Genomic DNA, 20647 nt, shown 5'->3' with positions numbered 1-20647 from the left:
TCTGAAACCCAGACCTTATTTCTTTCTTTTACATCAAATTCTCGATTCAGGATATTCTCATTTACAGGCAAATTATGATTAGAGTTAGTTGTAGCTTTAAATTTACGTTTTTGGATTGCTTTTAAACCAAGTTCTTTCATTAGTCTTTCTACTCGTTTTTTATTACATCTAAATGCCTTCGTTTCTAAGTTTTCTATAAACCCTAGGGCTACCATAGGTACCTTACTTTGCCAGTATATTTCAGCTATTTTAAGCTTTAATTTATCATTTTCCTCTTTTCTTTTGTTTGGTTTTCTTTTTAACCATTTATAATATCCTGACCGAGATACTTCTAAAACTTTGCACAATATGTTCTTCTAGATTCAGTCATTTTTATTCCCCCTTGAATGATTATATTATATACCTTAACTTACTGTCTCACAAACAGTGGGAAGGTCAAATAGTTTATTCTATAGAGATCAATTATTGAATAAATATCATATTAAAAGTAGTTTTTAGAATGATTTTAAAAATTACAATTTAATAGAAATAAGTTGAATAAATTGGAGGTTTATGGAACAATGTTAAAGAAATATTTGGGTCTTTTTTTATTAATATCAGGTATTTTTTCTATATTGTCAGGTTTTATATTTATGATTCAGAATATTGATAAATACAAGATAACTATAGAATATATATCTGTTTTAATAAATACTTTAATTTTAGGGATTCCACTTATAATATATAGTATGAAATTTATAGGTATTAAGAACTGGAAGAGTAATGGAGGAACTATTATTCTTATAATTGGTGGACTATATTTAATCTGCTTATTATTAACCCTATTATGTATTAAAGATATTCCAGAAAATTTACTTTTAACTCAAGGTGGAATTACTTTGGTGTTATTAATATACGGGATATTCTTAAAGAAGAATTCAACTTTAGATTAAAGAATAGTTTTATGACATATTTAGTATTTGAGAAGAGTATTATACGTTTACTAAAGAGAGACTAATTAAATTTTTTATTTAAAGTAATAGTCACTTAAAACTATACTATCGTATAAATTTGAAGATAAAACGTTGAAAAGTTTGTACTATAGTATAGTCAGAAGTGGAAATAGTGCAAAAATTTGTACTATAGTACAGTGTACAAATTAAAACATCTATGGTAATATATAGATACAGTGCTTCTCAAGAGGTAAAAAATAACTACATAATTGAGGAAAGGGTGAAGAATTGATGAGAGAATTGAATGAACAAGAGTTAATGATGGTTGATGGAGGGTGGATTCCTTTTGCAGGAATGCAGATGAGATTTTCTGGCTTAATTTTAAAAGTTCATCGTGACAGATATAAAGATGTATCTTGCTAAAAATTTGGCTTAATATAATAACTAAAAGAAACACAATAATTGTGTTTCTTTTAGTTATTATATTTATTTTTTAAATAACTGATATAAAGGAAGGGGTAAATATGAAGTTGAATTTGATAATTATAATAATATTGATGATTTTAGTTGATATTATTTTTATGTATTTTTATCCACACTCGTATAAGAAATATTTTAGAAGATTCAAAAATTATTTAAAAAACATTTTTAAATAATGGACTTATGTTAATATCTTGGATAAAAAATTTGAACAAATTAATAATTCAACTTATTATCAATAAAGGGAAGCTTGAAAATCAAAAAATTATATTTGTTTTTAGTTTGATAGGAAGAATAGGAATTTTTAGTTATATGTGTTTTTGGAAAATAATATATAATTTTTTATTAAAGAAAAAATTATATAATCTAGCATTATAATCATTTGAAAACTAGGTGACTGACAAGGTGGTATAAATGAAAAAAACACTAAACAAACTCAAGAGAAAATTTAAAAAGTACTATTGTATCAAACAGCATGATTTAACTGATTGCGGTGCAGCTTGTTTAGCAACAATCTCCAAGCAATATGGATTGAAGATACCAATTACCCAGATTAGAGAAGTGGCAGGTACAGATAAGAAAGGAACTAATGCTTTAGGGATGATTAAAGCAGCTAAAGAATTGGGTTTTTCAGCTAAAGGGGTCAAAGCAGAGCCTGAGCATTTAGATGAAGATTTTCCTTTGCCAGCTATAGCTCATGTAATTATTGATGGTACGTTGATGCATTATGTAGTGATTCATGAAGTTGGTGAGAATGAGATAATAATAGCTGATCCTGGTAGAGGATTGGTCACTTATAAACGTGAGGAATTTTATGAGATTTGGACTGGAGTCTTAATCTTATTGACACCAACAGAAAAATTTGAGAAAGGTGATGAAACTACCGGTTTATTTGCCAGATTTTTTGGGTTGATAACTCCCCACAAGCGGTTACTAGTGGAAATTTTCATATCTTCAATCTTATATACTTTAATGGGACTTATAGGTGCATTTTATTTTAAATATTTGATTGATACTGTATTATCTGATGGATTGACTAAGACCCTACATATTGTTTCAACGGGAGTAGTAATTTTAACTCTATTTAAGATTGGGATGAGTGCATTTCGTAGTCATTTACTTTTATATTTAAGTCAGAAGATAGATTTAGCTTTGATATTAAATTATTACCAGCATGTATTAGAGTTACCTATGTCTTTTTTTGATACTCGTAAAGTTGGGGAGATATTATCCCGTTTGAATGATGCTTCAAAGATTAGAAGTGCCATCTCAGGTGCTGCAATTTCAGTAATGTTGGATACTTTGATGGTAATTGTAGGTGGAATTATACTCTATATACAAAGTTCTACACTCTTTTGGGTATCAGCAGTAATTATTCCCTTTTATATAGTTGTAGTTTGGAGTTTTAATAGTCCCTTTCAAAAAATTCATCGTAAAGAGATGGAACAGGCAGCAGACCTACAATCATATCTAGTAGAATCAGTCTCTGGAATAGCTACAATCAAGGCTTTTAATGGTGAAGATGAAGCCAATTTAGAGACAGAAAGTCGATTTATCAAATTTGTCAGATCAATCTTTAAGGTTACTTGGATGAGAAATCTCCAATCTTCTTTACAGATGGCACTTACTTCTGTTAGTGAGTTGGTAATTCTCTGGGTTGGGGGTTTACAGGTAATCAAAGGTAATATTAGTGTAGGGCAATTGATTACCTTTAATGCTTTATTGGCGTATTTTTACGACCCGATTCAACGGTTAATTAATCTACAACCCCAACTTCAAGAAGCTTTTGTAGCTTCTGACCGTTTAGGTGAAATTTTAGATTTAGATATTGAAAAAGAGAATGAACTCAAGAAGATAAGTCCCGAGAAGTTAATAGGAAAGATTGAAATTAAGGATATGGATTTTCGTTATGGTACTAGAAAAAAGGTATTAGAGGAGATTAATATAGATGTTAAGCCAGGTGAAAAGATAGCTCTTGTTGGTGAGAGTGGTTCTGGAAAGACTACTTTGGCTAAACTGTTATTAAAGTATTATATTCCACAAGAAGGTGAAATTTTAATTGATAATTATAATCTTAAAGATATTAATCTAGAGAGTTTAAGAAGAAATATTGGTTATGTTCCTCAGGATGTCTTCTTATTTAGTGGTACTTTAAGAGAGAATATTGCTTTTGGCTTAAAAAATATTACTATGGATGAGATAGTAGATGCAGCCAAGAAAGCTCAGGCTCATAATTTTATCAATGAACTTCCTTTAAGGTATGAGACATTAGTGGGTGAGCGAGGAACAAACTTATCAGGGGGGCAACGCCAAAGAATTGCAATTGCTAGGGCGATATTAAAGCAACCTGATATCCTAGTTTTAGATGAAGCCACTAGTAATCTTGATACGGCTACTGAGAAAGCGATTCATCATACTATTGAAGAGTTAAGTAAAGGAATTACTACTGTTATTATTGCCCATCGTTTAAGTACAATTATGCAGTGTGATAAAATAGTAGTTTTAGAGAAAGGGAAGATATTAGAACAAGGTAGTCATGATGAGCTAATCAAAGCAGAAGGAAAGTATTATCAATTGTGGGCAGGACAAACTCTAGGGAAGATTAAAGTAGGTGAGGCAGTATCATGAGAGCTGAGATAATTAATTTTGAGGATTTGTCAGATAGTAGAGAGATGTTAGAAGCTAAAGAGCCTAATTTTATAGTGACTTTTATTTATTTAGTTCTGGCTATTGTAGTAGTAGCTTTGGTATGGATGTGGTTTGGTGAGATTGATATAGTAGTAAAGGCAACAGGTGTAGTTAGACCAATTCAGAATGTGAGTTTGATACGAAATGTTAATGGTGGTAAGATTAAAGAGATTAATTTTCAAGAAGGGGAGAAGGTTAACAAGGGTGAACTATTGTACGTTATAGATACAGCATCTCTTGATTTACAAAAAGAGACTGACACAAAAGAAATTATAAAATTAGAAGGCGAAAAATCATCTTTGCTCAAATTAGAAAAAAGTATTAAAGAGAATAAAGCTTTTATGGATAAAGATAATTTAAAGTATTATAATCGTTATTTAGTCTATAAATCTAAATTGCAACAGTTGAAATTAAATTATCAAAAAGCTAAAAATAGGTATATAAGAGAGAAGAGTTTAAGTGATCATTCAACTACTAAAAGTACATTAGAGGAATTAAAGTCAGAGTATGACTATGCTGAGCTAAGTATGAAAAGCTATAGAAGTGAGATACTAGTTGATTTAAAAGATGGTATTGAATCTACAGAAGATAAGCTGATTCAACTAAAACAGCAATTAGAGAATGTTAAGGAAAGTATTGAATTAAGTCAAGTAAGAGCACCAATTACTGGAAAGGTGCAAGTTTTAGAAAAATTTAATAAGAATGATTATATACCAGCAGGAACGGAAGTATTACGTATTATTCCAGGTGAAGGTACTAATTTAAAGATGGAGATTACAGTTAGAAATAAAGATATAAGTCAGTTAGAAGCTGGACAAAAGGTAAAATATCGATTTTTATCGTTACCATATAAAGAGTATGGTACTTTAACTGGAAAACTGACCAAGATATCTAGTGATGCTACTATTGGTCAGCAAAATAATGCTTCTTTGCCTTATAATGTTGAAGCAACAATTGGAGGAACTAAACTTTATGATAAAAAAGGACAAGCAGAATTTATTAAGACAGGAATGTTAAGTGAAGTAAGGGTTGTAGTACGTCGCAAGAAAATACTTTATATTGTACTAGAAAAACTAGATTTTATTTCCTAATTAACTTCAAAGGGCTTGAGTCTTCAAGCCCTTTGAGATTTATTACATAATGATTAGTTCGTATAGGGGATGGTTTTTAATGAGATTATTTATTAATAAAATTAATATTTTAGGAATGATACTTATCTTATGTTTATTTATATCATGTCCATTATTTGCAAAAGAGATAGATAAACTTACCTTAGCTGAGAGTATTGAATTGGCTTTGGAAAATAATTTAGATTTAGAAATATCTAAAGTAAACTTAGATAACTCTAAATTAGATTATACTAAAAATAAAAGTAATAACTTAATAGTTCAATCATATTATAAAAAATTAGAAAATAAATTTAATTTATCAAAAGCTAAAAATGATTATAGACAGAATAAGAATCAATTAATTATTGAGGTTGTTAATGATTATTTGAAGTTGCTTGAGAATAAGTCGGACATAATAGCTAAAGAGAAAGATGTTGAATTTGAAAAAAGAGTATTAGATGATATGAGATTACAAGTTAAAAGAGGTTATAAAGGATATCTAGATTTGTTAAAACAGCAAACGGAATATAATGATGCAGTATTTGATCTAAAGAAAGTTAAAGACGAGTATCAATTGCTTTTACAAGAATTTAAAGAGAAGTTGTTATTAGATGATCAAAAAAAGATTCGATTACAGCAAATAAATGTAACTGACATATATAATATAACTAAAAAAGAAGCATTGAATATTGCATTTGAGAATAGTTTATCTTTAAAATTAAAGAAAGAAGAAATAGAGTTAGCTGAAAAATCATTAAGGAAAGCAAAAGTTGCTGAAACTGCTAAGTTAGACTTAAAAAAAATAAAAAACAGTAAATATTTAACTGAGCTAAATTATAAGAAAGAAAAGAGAGAGCTTGAAACTTTAATAAAAAAAGAATATACTCTCTTTCAACAAACTATTGAAACTATAGAATTAACTAAATTATATCTTAAGCAGATTAAACAGAACTACAATATCATTAAAGAGCAACAGCAAGTAGGCTTAAAAAGTCCAAATGAGCTCTTATCGGCTGAAGTTAAATTATTAGAAGCTAAGTATAATAATCAAGCTGCTATAACTAAGTATTATTTAAAATTATTAAACTTAAAGAAAGATATGGGGTTAGAGATTGGGGTGTCACTTGATGATATTATTCACAAATAAGTCTATTAAACTCTACTACATAACAATATTATTAATTTTAATGATTAGCCCCAGAGTATTCTCTAAAGAAATAACCCTACAGGAAGCAGTAAATTGGGGATTAAAAAATAATCCATCTCTTCAAGAATTGGAGTATAATCTAACTAAAACAGAGCGAGAACTTGCTAAAATTAAGGCAGGATTTGCCTGGCAAGTTGATTTTTCGGGAAGCACATTATATCAACAAGATACTGATCTTGTTTTGAATCAATTTGGGTTTACAGAAGAAACGAAAGAGAAAGGTAAAAACTTAAAAATAGGATTACAAGGTACTAAACTCTTTTCTTCGGGACTGACCTTAGAAAATAATATAATTTTAAATGATAAACTAAGTTCTATTAAATCTGAAAATTTGGAGGATAAAGTCGATTATAATTTGAAAGTTACTCAACCTATCTATCCTATTAATCCTGTAGAGTTGGAACAAGAGTATAAAAAATCTTATAATGAATTCCTTAAAATAAAGAATAATCTTGAATGGCAACAGGGAATCAAAAAGATTGATTGGCTTGAAGGGTACTTAAATATATTAAGGCTTAAAGAAAGTTTGGACATAGCTAAGGAGAATTATGACTTTAGTAAAGATTACTTAAATAAAATTCTAAAGAAACAATCTATAAAAGAAGCAGGTGAGCAACAAGTTTTAATTGCTAAAATTGATTTGAAGAAAGCAGAATTTAATCTTGCTCAAAATAACAATAAATTTATAGAGGAGCAACAGGAATGGTTAGAAGAATTGGGATTATCTAGGGACTCCCAAATAGTTTTATCAGAAGATGCAAAGTATCTGAATAATAATAAAGAAAAAATATATTTATTAAAAGTAGATCAATATAGTAAAGGTAATCTTATTGAAAGAATTAAAAATTGCAATCCTAAAGTGAATTCTAATAAATTAGAATTAGATTTAACTAAAAAAGAATTTAAATGGGAAAAGAATAAGAATAGAGCTAAGTTAAATTTAGTTGCTAATTATAATCGTTTAGAAGAAGAATGGAGTATAGGAGTTAATTTAACTCAAAATTTATTCGATGGAGGGAAGGAAGAATTAATTAATTTAGATTATAAAGATGATTTAGATAAATTAGAGAATGATTTTCAAAATCTAATGAAGAGTTTAACCTTAAAACTTGATAAATTTATTAATAAATTAGAGGAAGCTAGAGTTAATTTTCAGGAGAAAAAACTAACTTTAGATAAAGCTAAATTAGAAAAGAGATTATTACAAAAGCAATTGCAAGATGGGGTAATTACAGCAAGGGAATTTAAACAAAAGAATATAGAATTAGAAGAGGCCTTAGTAGATTTCAAATCAGCTAAAGACCAGATTATTATTAGTAAGCTAAGATTATTTTATTTTGTGGGGATGATTAAGCTATAAATTATTATAAATATATCTATCCAACTGTAGAATGAAGAAATAGAATAGTACTTAGATACTTTGATTATGGTTCACACGTAGAGTCATCTTTTCAGACTTGCAGGAAGTTAGGTTTGATCTAACCTAACCATCGAGCCGCTTATCCATCTAATCCCCAAGATATCACAATATACCCATTAATTTTAGTTTTAAATTCTCACACTTATAATAGAAACTATTTTAAATAATAATTCCCACATTAATATAGGAATTATTATTTTTTTGCTCATTATAGGAATTATGCCTTTTAAGGATAAAATCTGATATATAAATTAAGAAGTTTATACACAACCTGATCTTAGTCTAAAAAAAGAGTGATAATACCAATTTTCTTTTAAAATAAAGCTAGATAAATGTATATAAATAGCACTTAAATAATAAAGGGTTTTTTGTTAAAAAATAGAATTTAATTATATGAGGTGGAGGATTATGAGAGAAAAAAAAGAAATAAATAATAAAACTTTAGAATCGCTTGGTAAATGTTTGAAATTAGGTTTAAAAAAAGATTTGTCTTCTCCTAGGATTAGGTTAGAAGAAAATAAGCTTAGAGAAGAATTAAATAAAAAAAAGTTGCTTATTAGTATTTTTAGAGAAAGTATTAATGAGATAAATGATTGTGTTGATCAAAATCATATTTTCTTATTAATTAATTCGCAAGGGTTTCTATTAGATGTAATAAGTAAGAAATTAGAAGATAATTGTTTTTTAAAAGCAGGTATATCATTTGCTGAAGATAGTATTGGAACTAATGCTATTTCATTGGCTATGAATTTAAAAGAGGAGATTTATTTAATATCAGAGGAGCATTATTGTAATTTCTTTAAAGAATGGAATTGTTTTGCTCTACCTATTTGGATAGAAGGTGATATAGTAGGATATATAGATATATCAGTAATAGATTCTCAAATGAAAGATTTACAAAAAGGTTTAATAGCTTTTGGTTTGTTATTAAGAGAAAATATAATTCAGAAATATAAACTTAATAAAGAGTTTAAATTATTAGATGGAGTATTAAGAGTGACTAAAGTACAGAAAGAAATTTTAAAAATGACTATTAATGGTTATACCGAACAAGATATAGCAGAGAAATTGTGTTGTAGCAATAGTGCAGTTAAATATCATAAAAAGAAGATTAAAAATTCGCTAAATACTGATAATATATTTAAGGCAATTATTAAAGCGATTAAGACAGGGATTATTTCTGTAGAAGAATTTCAATTATAGCTTTAAATTACTTTTTGATAAGTTACTCCTTGAGATGAGTAGATAATACTATATAATTAGAAAAGATTATTAGTTTTAAATGTTCACTTAAAACTATACTATAGTATAAAAGTTCATATAAGACCCCAAAAATTTTGTACTATAGTATAGTCAGAAGTGGAAATCAGGTAAAAAATTATACTATTGTACAGTTTACAAATAAGAAAAAACATGTTAAAATATGGTTAAATACTTCTCAGGAGGTAAAAAATAATTTATTGAGGAAGGTGAATATTTGATGAAAGAATTGAATGAGCAAGAGTTAATGATGATTGATGGAGGAAGCTGGTGGACGCACTTTAGGGATAAAGTGGAAGATACTGTGAGTGATGGAGCTGCAATTTATGCAGGTAAAATAATATTAAATGCTGCAGGTGTACCAATACCATAAATATTTTAACTATATACGGTATTAAAGATTTAATATTTTTGTTAGTCACGGGTTTTAACCTATAGGTTCTATAAAACGCCACAGGTTAAAACCTGTGGCTAACAATTTTTTCACTAGATAAAATTAGATAGTGAAATTAATTTCACTTAGTCTAGTTATTTAAGAAAGGTAGTGTATTTATGAAGAGAGTATTTATTATACTATTAATAGTTTTATTCAATAGTAGTCTAGTATTTGCAAGTGATAATTTAAATTCAACTGATGATTCGGTGTTTAGGCAATATAATATCAGTCAATATAATATTAATTTTAATAAACTGAATAATTATTTACGTGATAATGATTTTAAATCATTAGGTGATATGGTCATTTTTAGAGGGAGTTCTCTTATAGACAGATATGAAGATACTAACCCTGCTAATGTTAGATATGCAGGATTTGCTTTTTGTGGAATTACTGATTCTAAGGCTAGTAATGGCCAAGAGGCTTTTTTTAATCTATTTGGATTGGGTGGAATTAGAGAACAGGGAATTTATATAGGTGATAAGACTGGTGTATTTTTTGATTTAGGCTTCGGTGGAGGAAGAGCTTATTTAAGATTAGACCATAAAAATAACGTAGATAATTTTGAAGATATTGTTGAGAATCCCCAAAGTACTACTATGAGCAAATATTTTGTTTTTGCTGAGCCAGGAATTACTATTAAGAGAAAGATAAAGAAAGATTGGGTGTTAAGTTTATCAGCCAGTTATTTTTGTACTTATGATCTCTTTGGTGATGATTGGCATTATGGTGGTGGCAAGGTTAAGGGGCCTTTAAAGAATCTTACTGCATCTTCTATAGGTTTAGGAATCAGCCATAAGTTTTAAAGGATAATTTTTTAGTATTATTAAAGATATATTTATAGCCTGTTTGTGTTTAAGTTCTTTTAATTTTTTTATTATTGGGACTTAACATAAATGGGCTTTTATTATGAGAAGATGTTCTATTTATAATTATGATTTATTGAACTGAGATATAATTATCAAGCTGATTGAAGGAGTTTTAATATAGGCAGAGAAGATGATTTATGTATTATTGTTAAATTACTTTAGAGTAGGATATTTAACTTTAAATTCAAATTATAAACAGAGTTTAATAAGATTTAATTATAGGTGAGCTTAATAAATCCATTCTAAAGGGAGGGAGCTAAATGGGGATTATCAATATTATTATAACCACCATAATAGCTAGTTTAGCAGTTGTCTTTACTTTGAAGGCTGATAATTGGGGAGCTAGAATAGTTATTGCTGTAGTTGTTGGTCTATTAGGAGCGATTTTAAATATTGCTGCCAAGCAGATAATAGGAGAAGTCTGGGGGACAGCAGGCTTAGTGGGAAGAGATTTAAGTAAGTTTTTTATTAGTATACCAGTAATAGTTGCTTTTGTAGTTGGGCTTATTTTGTTGTATTTGTCAAAAAATAAATAGGTTATCTTCAGACAATTTTAAATATATATTTATTAAGGGTTAATAATTTAATTAGCTCTTTTTTTTATAACTTTTTTAGACTTATCTCACTTTAATATTAGCAAGTTTTTCTGTGGAAATTGAGCAAATAATAATTATCTAAACTAAAGTATAATAAAATATATTATTAACTAGTGTTTAGGAGGATAAGTTTTTAAATGCTTAATAATCAAGTAGTAAAGGTTTTAATCTTAATCTTGTCATATTTTTTACTAGAAAAAGAAGATAAAAAAACTAACAATAAAGTAGAAGAGGCTAAGGTAGTTGAACATGTTGATGGAGATACATGCTATGTTCGATTGCTCAATGGTAGAAAGGAAGCAGTAAGATTTATTGGTGTCAATGCTCCAGAACTAGATCAGCCTTATGGGAAAGAGGCTTCTGAGTATACTGAAACTCAATTATTAAATAAAAAAGTTTATTTAGAAAAGGATGTCAGCCAAAGGGATAGATATAGTAGGCTATTACGGTATATCTGGCTCAATCCTATTAAGGAAGTAACTGAGAAAGAGATCAGAGCTAATATGTTCAATGCTATTTTGTTATTAGAAGGATATGCCCAAGTAGATATATATCCCCCTGATATAAAGTATTCTGAATATTTTAGGAAATTTGAAAAAGAGGCTAAGGAGAATAATAAGGGTTTATGGAGAGAAAATAAAGAGATAGAGTTAATTGAGTTAACTGAGGTTGTAAAATGTGGGGATTATGCTAAAATAACTATAAAAGCTATACCAGAGGTCAAATACAATATTGCAGTTTATTATAAATCAGGAATGAGTAGGGCAGTAGGTTTAAAGGAAAAAATAGCAGATGATAGTGGTCAAGTTAGTTGGGAGTGGAAAGTTGGCTGCAAAACAAGTAAAGGAATATACCCAATTATAATTACAGGTAATGAAGAAGAATATAAGGTTGAATTAATTGTTACTAAATAGATAGTTTAAAGTTTATTATTTTTTGTTAAAAGAGAATAATATTTAACAGAATTTAAATTAGGTGTTTAGTAGTTAAGAATATTGATATTAGATATTAACTAAATTTGAGTCTAAAGTTGGGTGATTGTAAATAGAGGGGGGATATTTTGAAGTTAGGTCTAGATTTCTATCAAAGAAATGGAGTAAGTGTAGCTTGTGATTTGCTTGGTAAGCTCTTGGTAAGAGAGATAGATGGTCAGCAGATAATTGCTAAGATAGTAGAGACAGAAGCCTATATAGGTCCTGAAGATAAAGGGTGCCATGCCTATCAGAACAAGAGAACCAAAAGGACAGAGGTAATGTTTGGAAGAGCAGGTTGTGCCTATGTTTATCTGATTTATGGAATCCATAATTGTTTGAATATAGTTACTGCTAGTGAAGGGAAGCCAGAAGCAGTCTTAATTAGAGCTGTAGAGCCGATTGATGGTCTAGATATTGTTAGAGAGTATAGAGAAATTAAGAGTAGGAAGATAGAGGATTTGACTAATGGTCCAGGGAAGCTATGTCAAGCCTTGGATATAGATAGAAGGTTGAATGGATATGATTTGGTTGATGGTGATAAGCTTTATATTTTAGACTCTGATGAGAGGGTAGAGGTAGTAAAGGGTAAGCGAATCAATATAGATTATGCAGAAGAATATAAGGACAAGCTATGGCGTTTTTATATCAAGGGAAATTCTTTTGTATCAAGATAAGCTATTTTAACTATTATCTCTAAAAAGAAAAGAGATAGGGTATAATAAAGTTTCTATTTCATGAGTAGTTAATAGGTTTCCGATCATGAGGTGAAAATTAATGGGTATATTGCGACAGTTTAGTAATCAGTGACGAGTGACGAGAAACGAGCAAAAATCTCCTCTCGTCACTTGTTACTCATCCTTCGGGTTCTTTGAACCCTTCGTAATGGAAAAATCCCTGATTGGATTTTTCCTATCCACTCGTTATTGTTGTAATATCTCTATACAAGATCCTATTTAAATTTCATTAATAATAAGTTAAGGTCAACATAACTAATATAACTTATTCAATCTCATCTATCTCATCTATTATAGTAATATTTTTAACTTCTAGTAAATTGACTGTATATGATTTTTCTAAATTATTTCCTAGCTCATCTTTAAAGACTCTAACAATTGGTCTTAGAGGAAAGCTGTTATTTTGCTCTTTTACAACAGCTATTGCTCCAGTACTCAATCTGACTGAGGTTCCATTGGGATAAAGAGGAACCTTTTGAATAAATGTATTGAGAATATTGATATCGAAATGGCTATTGGCATTGGCGATTAAGAAATCAATAGTTTTATTTGTAGACCATTTTTTTCTATAGCATCTGTCACTAGTAAGAGCATCAAAGACATCAGTTAGTGCTACTATTTTAGCAAACTCATGAATCTCATCTCCAACCAATCCTTTTGGATATCCAGATCCATCAACCTTCTCGTGATGGGATAAGATTACAATTCTTGACAGAGGGCTAATCTTATAATGATTTTTCATGCTATTATATCCTAAATTAGGATGTTCTTTGATAGCCTTAAATTCAGAGTTATTGAGCTTAGTTGTTTTATTTAAGATATCTTTGGGAATGGTTATTTTGCCTATATCATGTAAGATAGCTCCAACTCCTAATTTAATCAATTGGGCTTTATTGTAATTGAGTAATTTTCCAATCAGTAATGATAAGGCTGCAACATTTACAGAATGGTCAAAGGTATATGAATCATAACTCTTTATATCTATTAGGCTTGTTAATACCTCCTGATTATTTAATATTTCCCAAGTTAGCTCTTCAATAAATTTATTAATTTGATTGATATTAATATGCTGATCTGTGGAGATGTCTCTAAAGACTTTTCTAATCATATTCTTACCTTTTAATTTAGTTTCTTCAGTGATTAAAGTACTGATTGTTATATCTTCTGATATCTTATCTTCTATGTAGACACTATTTATACCAAGTTCTAATAATCTTTTTTTATATTTATATAAATTTTTGCAATTAGTATTTAATAGTATGTTTTTTTGATGATAGATAGGTTTAGCTAATTTCATCTTAGAATTTATATCTTTGGTTCTAACTAGTCTCATTTTTCCGCTCCTTATAAAAATTAAGTTATTTATAGTTATAGTATAATTACTTTTATTAGTTTGACATTATTAACTAGTGGATAGGTACTTTATTATATAATTAACCTATGCAATAAATTGATTATAATTAACTCACCAATTTATGTCAAATGATATTTTTATAAATTTTTCAATAAATCCCGATAATTATCAGGGTTTATCAAAAGATTTATTGATTATTATATTAAAATATATCTAATCTTTAATATTTATTATCAGTTGGAAGATAGTTGTTTAACTGTGCTTTTTAGATAAGTAAATTTTTGTAGAGAAACTAGGATCTAAATCTAATGAGACTTATTTTTATAATATAATTATTTAATAATATTGATTTTTTCTATAATAATTTGATATATTTATGTATATGGTTTAAACTATAATCTAGTAAAGTGGCTGGAATTATAATAAAGGAGGATATAATGAAGAAGATAGATTTACATATGCATAGCAATTATAGTGATGATGCAGATTTTACTCCTCAGGAGTTGATAGCTATGGCTATAGATAAAGACTTAGCAGCTATCTCTATTACTGATCATAATTTAACTGATGCAATTGCAGAGGCATTAGAGCTAACTAAAGATAATAATTTAGAGATCATTCCTGGAATTGAGTTTGATACAAATTATGGTGATAATATTTTACATATTTTAGGATACTATATAGATTACAACTCTCCTAAGATAGAAGAGTTATTAGGAGGGCTAGAAGAGGCTAAAAAAGAACAATTCTATGGGAGAATTGAGCGATTACAGGAGTTGGGTTTTAATATTACTGAGCAAGAGGTATTAGAAGCATCAGATAATGATAGACCTTTGGGAGGATTTATTGCTGAAGTTCTATTAGCAAAGGATGAAAGTAGAAAAAATCCAGATTTAGAGACTTATTATACTGGTGAAAAGAGTGACCAACCTTACTTCAACTTTTATTTAGACTTCTTTAGAGCAGGACAGCCTGCTGATATTCCTTGTTGGAAGCCTTCAGCAAAGGAGACTATCAAGTTAATTAAGGATATAGGTGGTGTAGCTGTCTTGGCCCATCCAGGAGCTACATTGAGTCCTAAAGATGAAGAGGTGATAGATGATTTAATTAAAGCAGGCTTACAGGGGATTGAATCCTATAGTACTTATCATAATGAAGAAGAGATAAAGAAGTGGGTAGCTTTAGCTAAGAAGAAAGGTCTACTAATAACTGCTGGAAGTGACTTCCATGGTCATTTAAAGCCTAAAATAGAGCTTGGAGAAGTAGCAGGAAATGATTATAATATTATAGAGCAATTAAGAGAGTTAAGGGGGAGTAATAGATGACACAAGATTATATTATCAGAGCAATGACAACAAATAAGGAGCTTAGAGCTGTAGCAGTTAGATCTACTGATGCAGTTAATCATGCTCAGCAGGCACATCAGACTACACCTGTGGCAACAGCAGCCCTAGGAAGAGCTTTAACTGGAGGATTGATAGTTGGAAATCTAGTTAAATCAGGGATGGAGATCAGTTTAGATATTATGGGGGATGGACCTTTAAAGAGAATTATTGTTAATGCCAATTATAAGGGTGAGGTTAGGGGATATGTAAGTAACCCTAATATTGATTTTATCAAGAATGAAGCAGGAAAGCTAGATGTAGCTCAGGCTGTAGGTAAAGGATATTTGACTATTAAGAAGGATTTAGGGATAAAAGAACCTTATACAGGGAGTGTACCATTGATCTCTGGTGAGATTGCTGAAGATTTGACCTATTATTTCACTAAATCTGAACAGACACCTTCAGCAGTAGGCTTAGGCGTTCTAGTCGACACCGATTTATCGGTTAAAGCAGCAGGTGGATTCTTAGTTCAGCTACTACCTGATGCCAGTGAAGAGACTATAAGTAGGTTAGAAGAGAACTTAGCAGAGATAAAGTCAATCAGTGCTTTAATAGAGAAAGGCTTAACACCAGAGGAGATCTTAGAGAAGCTATTAGATGGTTTTGAATTTAGAGTTTTGGAGCAAGCTGATGTTAAGTTCAAGTGTAAATGTAATCGAGATCGAATTGCTGCTTTAGCAACTAGCTTAGGTGAGGATGAGATTAGAGATATTTTAGAAGAGCAAGGGAAGGTTGAAATACGTTGTCACTTCTGTAATCAGTCTTATCAGTTTGATGAAGAGAATATAGAGGAAATCTTAGCCAAATCTAAAGAGGATAATTAAGACTTTTCTTGAAATTAATATTAAGAAAGTTAATTGTAGAGGGGAGGGGTATTATTCCTCTCTATTTTTATATGGAGTGCCTATTAATGGGGATATTGCGACACTTTAGTAATTAGTGACGAATGATGGGTAACGGATAACGAGTAAGAAGCTCTTCTTATCACTCGTTACTGTCGTAATATCACTCTACTATCTTAATTTATATATTAGAACAGTATATTCAATATAATCATTTATAATTATGTTAAGAAAGGAGGAAAAATATGTTGAAAAATTCAAAGCTAAAGACGATAATAAGTCTCTTAGGCTCTTTGTTGGTGCTCTTAGGAGTGGTATTGTTTATTCCAATTATTGTGAGCACAATTTATCGAGATGGTCTGCTTAAAGCTTATCTGATTCCGGCTATATTCTCTTTGCTGATGGGATTAGCAACTAGGTTTAAAGCCCGTGAAGATGATATCTCTCCTTCTACAGGGATGTTGGTCTGTGCTTTAGGGTGGATTGTAATCTCTATGATAGGAGCAATTCCTTTTTATTTAGCTTTAGATTACTCTTATATAGATACCCTATTTGAGACGGTAAGTGGCTTTACTACTACTGGAATTACAGTCTTTTCAGGACTAAGCCAAATGCCTAAGTCTATTCTATTTTGGCGCTGCTTAATTCAATGGTTTGGTGGTCTTGGTTTCTTGACCTTCTTTCTTGTAGTTACTTTCCGTGGACAATCTGGCTTGTTCCAGTTATTTACAGCTGAAAGCCATAAGATAAATATGTCTCGCCCAGTACCAAATATCTTTAAGACAATTAAAATTTTATGGGGGATTTATATAGGTTTTACTGTAATAGAGGTACTTATCTTGAAGGTATTAGGCTTAAACTTTTTTGATGCTCTAACCCATTCCTTTACTACTTTGTCAACTGGAGGTTTCTCCAATTATGATCAGAGTATAGCTTATTTTAAGCAGGCTGGTTATACTTATTATCAGGCTATAGAGTATATTATCATTTTATTTATGACACTGGGTGGAATTAATTTCTTGGTACATTATAAGGTATTGACTGGAAAGATAAGTGAGCTCTGGGAAGGGATTGAGATGAAGTATTTCTGGGGGATAATTGCTGGAATAAGCTCTTTAATTATCTTAGATCACTATATCCAATTTCCTTTTGCTTTTGTGAAGTTGGAAGAGGTAATTCGTAAGACCTTATTCCAAGTAGTATCAGTTATAACCACAACAGGCTATGCTACTGAAGATATCAATTCAGTCTTCTTTCCTGCTTTGGCAAAGCAGCTGTTATTGATTTTAATGTTGCTTGGAGGTTGTGTTGGTTCAACCTCTGGTGGTATTAAATTAATTAGAGTAGCAATTTTAAATAAGCTATTTAAGCGGGAGATAAAGAAGGTCTATTATCCTGAACGTGCTGTTTTGCCAGTTGTAGTAGATAAGAATGTAATACCAGATAGTGAAATCTTTAGAATTGTAGCACTTGTTTTTGGGTGGCTGCTATTGATTTTAATTGGTGGAGCAATTACAGCCATCTTTTCAGATTTAGAGCCTTGGAATGCTTTTTCTGGTATTTTCTCAGCCTTAGGTAATATTGGACCTTTTTATTTCAGTGTAGCTAAGATGCAGGGTTTATCAGATGGGATAAAGATTACATATATTATTGCTATGTTAGCAGGAAGATTAGAGATATTACCAATTTTTGTGATATTTAATAAAGGAGCTTGGAGGGATTAGATATGTATATTGTGATTGCTGGTGCAGGTGTAGTTGGTAGAAATTTGACTAGAAGATTAACTGAGAACCATGATGTAGTGGTAATCGATTTAGATAGAGAGATGTGTGAGCGGGTTTACTCCCAGTATGGTGCTGTCAGTATCTGTGGGAATGCTACAAATATCAATGTCCTTAAGGAGGCTGGGATTAAACGCTGTGATATTGCCGTTGGGGTTATGAGAAATGATGCTGATAATTTGGCTTTTGCACTACTAGCTAAGAATTATAATGCAAAGCAGATAATGGTTAGAATGAGAGACCCTGAGTATAAGAGCGCGTACAAATTGGCAGGAGCCACTAGCATTGCTGGTGTTATGGACTTATTGGTAGAAGAGTTTGTTCTTGATATTGAACAGCCAGATATTAGAAAGGTCTATTCTCTAAGTGGTGGTAAAGCTGAGATATCTGTTTTAACAATACCAAAGGGCTCTTGGTGTGATGGTAGGAGTATCTCTGAAATTGTTAAAGCTAAGGGGTTTCCAGAGCATATCCTAATTTCGGGGATTTTTGATCAACAGGAGGATAGACTGATTATTCCCCATGGAAATACCAAGGTCAAGGAATTAAGCCAGTTATTCTTAGTAGGAACATCAGAGAACATCACCCAAGCTGCTAAAGTCTTGCTTAAATAATAGGTTCTAGTGTAAATAGTGATAGAGTAGAGAGTTATTGCAACATTTTAAGTCTAAGATTAAGATTGAGTCAAATATAAAACACTGTTTTAATGATTTAATTAGACTTAATCTCAAAGTGTTGCAATATAGCTTTAGCAGATAATATATCTTAAGCCTTAATTAGCCTCTTATTTCTAACATTTAGTAGGGGATTAAAGGATAATCACTATATTTAACAAAAAGTTAACATAATTGTTGAATAAAGTTTACTTATTTAACGTAACATTAAAGTAGCTTATTGCCGATATAATCTTTGCTAAAAAGGGGGCTTATAACTATGAAGGTAGATATCTATTATTATTCTAGAACGGGAAATTGTGAACAGGTAGCTGAAAGGCTATCTGATAGGATAGATTCAAACTTATATCGTATTGCTGATAAAGGAGAAGGTTTTAAAGGATTAGTTGGTTGGTTTAAAGGTGGATATTATGCCTTTAGGGATAAAGAATCTGATATCAACTTTCACCAAGGTGATAGTGAGATTATCTGTCTAATCACCCCTGTATGGGCAGGCAAGATACCTCCAGCAGTACGCCGTTTTGTTAATCAGTTTAACTTTAATGGAAAAGAGGTATACTTATTAGCCACAATGGGAGGAAGTGAAGGGCAGGTCTTTGAAGTCTTAGAAAGGATGTTAGCTAAATCAGGTACTAAGATTATTGGTAGAACTGCTATTAAAGCTAATGATATTACTACCTGTAATGTTTATTTAGACCAGTTATGTAGTCAGCTTTAAATTAATTTAGAGAGGAATTAACACCAATCAGAGATTAAAAATTAATTTAATGAATAACTTTTGAAATTATTTGTGTGAATTCGTGTGATTTGTGGCAAAAAATTATTCTTTTTTGTTCTTTTGCTTTTAAAATTTAAAATATGAAATCTTCATCGTTATATAGCAATTTTTGATATATTATTAATTATTATTAGATTTGCTTGTAAAATGATTCTATTGTTAAAATCTAAATTGTTGAATAAACTAAAAATATGGTAAATAAAAAATAAGACTATAGAAGATTCTATAGTCTTATTTTTTATTTAAAGGATAGAGGATAATTATCTAGAATCAATATAATATTATATTGATTCTAGTCGGTTTATGAATAAATTATTTTGGAGTGATATAGAGAATGATTAAAGTAATATTATTTGATTTAGGTGGAGTGGTTACAGAGACCAAATTTGATGATGTACTGATTAAATATGGTAGTGAGTATGGCTGGAATTTAGCTCAACTGCGTGATAAGATATTTGGAGAGGAGTATTTCTTATTATTAAAGGGACAGTTGACGCTAGATGAGTTTATTGTTTATCTTGCTAAGTCTGTAGATAATGTAATGATTGAAGATTTAAGAAGATTTGTCGATGAATATTATCATGCTGAGCTTGTTAGAGAAGAAGTTAGAGAGATAATCTTGAAATTAAAAGGGAATCTCAAGGTGGCTTTGATTACCAATGATATTGGGCGATTGTATTATAAATTAGTAGAATTGGATTTACTGGGATTATTTGATGAAGTTATTAACTCCTATCAAGTAGGATTTTGTAAGCCTGATATAGAAATCTATAAATATGCACTAAAGAAGTTTAAAGTTGAAGGTAAAGAGTGCCTTTATATAGATAATAATGATAGGAGTTTAGAATCTGCAAAAGAATTAGGTATTAAAGTCATAAAGTTTAAAGATACTCTGAAATTGGAAGAAGAGTTGAAGAACTTAGAGCTGTTTTAAGGGTTTAGTAATAATATGAAATCGTTTTTTAGAAGTTAGGGAAGAGTAAAGATCTTATTAGATTTATAACATTAAATCTAATTATAAAAGAGAGGCAGGTGACAAAGGTCAACTTATAAAAGAGAAGAATAGCTATAAAAGCAGATGTTGATTGGAATTATTTAGTGATAGCTAGATTTAAATATAAGTTGACT

Annotated in this window: 19 protein-coding genes and 1 pseudogene; 18 read left to right on the top strand and 2 right to left on the bottom strand. The window is 30.0% G+C overall.

The window, feature by feature from the left end; genetic code table 11:
- Window positions 1–347: pseudogene (locus BX659_RS16670) on the bottom strand (IS3 family transposase); the annotation flags it as partial.
- A 381-nt stretch (window positions 348–728) separates the two neighbouring features.
- Between BX659_RS16670 and BX659_RS19140 the strand changes: the two are divergent.
- The 12 genes from BX659_RS19140 to BX659_RS16615 all read left to right on the top strand — a co-directional run bounded on the left by BX659_RS19140 (window position 729) and on the right by BX659_RS16615 (window position 12645).
- A complete protein-coding gene (locus BX659_RS19140; RefSeq protein WP_181186456.1) occupies window positions 729–932 on the top strand; it encodes a hypothetical protein in 204 nt (67 codons plus the stop codon).
- Window positions 933–1223: 291 nt separating this feature from the next.
- Window positions 1224–1355, top strand: a complete 132-nt coding sequence (locus tag BX659_RS16660) for a class IIb bacteriocin, lactobin A/cerein 7B family (protein ID WP_097019380.1) — start codon at window positions 1224–1226, stop codon at window positions 1353–1355.
- 471 nt (window positions 1356–1826) lie between these two features.
- Window positions 1827–4040, top strand: coding sequence for a peptidase domain-containing ABC transporter (locus tag BX659_RS16655; protein ID WP_097019379.1), 2214 nt, complete (start codon window positions 1827–1829; stop codon window positions 4038–4040).
- A complete protein-coding gene (locus BX659_RS16650; protein WP_097019378.1) occupies window positions 4037–5191 on the top strand; it encodes an HlyD family secretion protein in 1155 nt (384 codons plus the stop codon). Before BX659_RS16655 ends, BX659_RS16650 begins: the two co-directional genes overlap by 4 nt.
- Window positions 5192–5270: 79 nt before the next feature.
- A complete protein-coding gene (locus tag BX659_RS16645; protein WP_172432000.1) occupies window positions 5271–6356 on the top strand; it encodes a TolC family protein in 1086 nt (361 codons plus the stop codon).
- Window positions 6337–7776, top strand: coding sequence for a TolC family protein (locus BX659_RS16640; RefSeq protein WP_097019376.1), 1440 nt, complete (start codon window positions 6337–6339; stop codon window positions 7774–7776). Before BX659_RS16645 ends, BX659_RS16640 begins: the two co-directional genes overlap by 20 nt.
- A 468-nt stretch (window positions 7777–8244) precedes the next feature.
- Entirely contained in the window at window positions 8245–9039 is a 795-nt protein-coding gene (locus BX659_RS16635) for a helix-turn-helix domain-containing protein (RefSeq protein WP_172431999.1), read from the top strand.
- A 277-nt stretch (window positions 9040–9316) separates the two neighbouring features.
- The gene (locus tag BX659_RS19135) at window positions 9317–9469 is read left to right on the top strand and encodes a hypothetical protein (protein ID WP_172431998.1); all 153 of its coding nucleotides are present in this window, start codon (window positions 9317–9319) and stop codon (window positions 9467–9469) included.
- Between the two features lie 179 nt (window positions 9470–9648).
- On the top strand, window positions 9649–10338 hold the full coding sequence (locus BX659_RS16630; RefSeq protein WP_097019374.1) for a hypothetical protein: 690 nt from the start codon (window positions 9649–9651) through the stop codon (window positions 10336–10338).
- Between the two features lie 323 nt (window positions 10339–10661).
- Window positions 10662–10937: a hypothetical protein gene (locus BX659_RS16625; protein WP_097019373.1), complete on the top strand. Its 276-nt coding sequence runs from the start codon at window positions 10662–10664 to the stop codon at window positions 10935–10937.
- A gap of 197 nt (window positions 10938–11134) precedes the next feature.
- On the top strand, window positions 11135–11911 hold the full coding sequence (locus tag BX659_RS16620; RefSeq protein ID WP_097019372.1) for a thermonuclease family protein: 777 nt from the start codon (window positions 11135–11137) through the stop codon (window positions 11909–11911).
- A gap of 146 nt (window positions 11912–12057) precedes the next feature.
- A complete protein-coding gene (locus tag BX659_RS16615; protein WP_097019371.1) occupies window positions 12058–12645 on the top strand; it encodes a DNA-3-methyladenine glycosylase in 588 nt (195 codons plus the stop codon).
- A 325-nt stretch (window positions 12646–12970) separates the two neighbouring features.
- Here BX659_RS16615 and BX659_RS16610 read toward each other — a convergent pair whose 3' ends face one another.
- Complete coding sequence (locus BX659_RS16610; protein ID WP_097019370.1) at window positions 12971–14038, bottom strand: HD-GYP domain-containing protein; 1068 nt, start codon at window positions 14036–14038, stop codon at window positions 12971–12973.
- Between the two features lie 458 nt (window positions 14039–14496).
- Between BX659_RS16610 and BX659_RS16605 the strand changes: the two genes are divergently transcribed.
- From BX659_RS16605 to BX659_RS16580, 6 genes are all read left to right on the top strand, one after another.
- On the top strand, window positions 14497–15384 hold the full coding sequence (locus BX659_RS16605) for a PHP domain-containing protein (protein WP_097019369.1): 888 nt from the start codon (window positions 14497–14499) through the stop codon (window positions 15382–15384).
- Complete coding sequence (gene hslO, locus BX659_RS16600) at window positions 15381–16268, top strand: Hsp33 family molecular chaperone HslO (protein ID WP_097019368.1); 888 nt, start codon at window positions 15381–15383, stop codon at window positions 16266–16268. The genes BX659_RS16605 and hslO overlap by 4 nt, the downstream gene beginning before the upstream one ends.
- A 263-nt stretch (window positions 16269–16531) precedes the next feature.
- Window positions 16532–18010, top strand: a complete 1479-nt coding sequence (locus BX659_RS16595; RefSeq protein ID WP_308871189.1) for a TrkH family potassium uptake protein — start codon at window positions 16532–16534, stop codon at window positions 18008–18010.
- Window positions 18011–18012: 2 nt separating this feature from the next.
- The gene (locus BX659_RS16590; RefSeq protein ID WP_097019367.1) at window positions 18013–18681 is read left to right on the top strand and encodes a potassium channel family protein; all 669 of its coding nucleotides are present in this window, start codon (window positions 18013–18015) and stop codon (window positions 18679–18681) included.
- Between the two features lie 319 nt (window positions 18682–19000).
- Entirely contained in the window at window positions 19001–19459 is a 459-nt protein-coding gene (locus BX659_RS16585; protein ID WP_097019366.1) for a flavodoxin, read from the top strand.
- Window positions 19460–19853: 394 nt separating this feature from the next.
- Entirely contained in the window at window positions 19854–20453 is a 600-nt protein-coding gene (locus BX659_RS16580) for an HAD-IA family hydrolase (protein WP_097019365.1), read from the top strand.
- Window positions 20454–20647: the final 194 nt, after the last annotated feature.

This window comes from Orenia metallireducens, assembly GCF_003001995.1.
Lineage (GTDB): Bacteria > Bacillota > Halanaerobiia > Halobacteroidales > Halobacteroidaceae > Orenia > Orenia metallireducens_B.
This window is presented reverse-complemented; position numbering and strand designations above follow the sequence as displayed.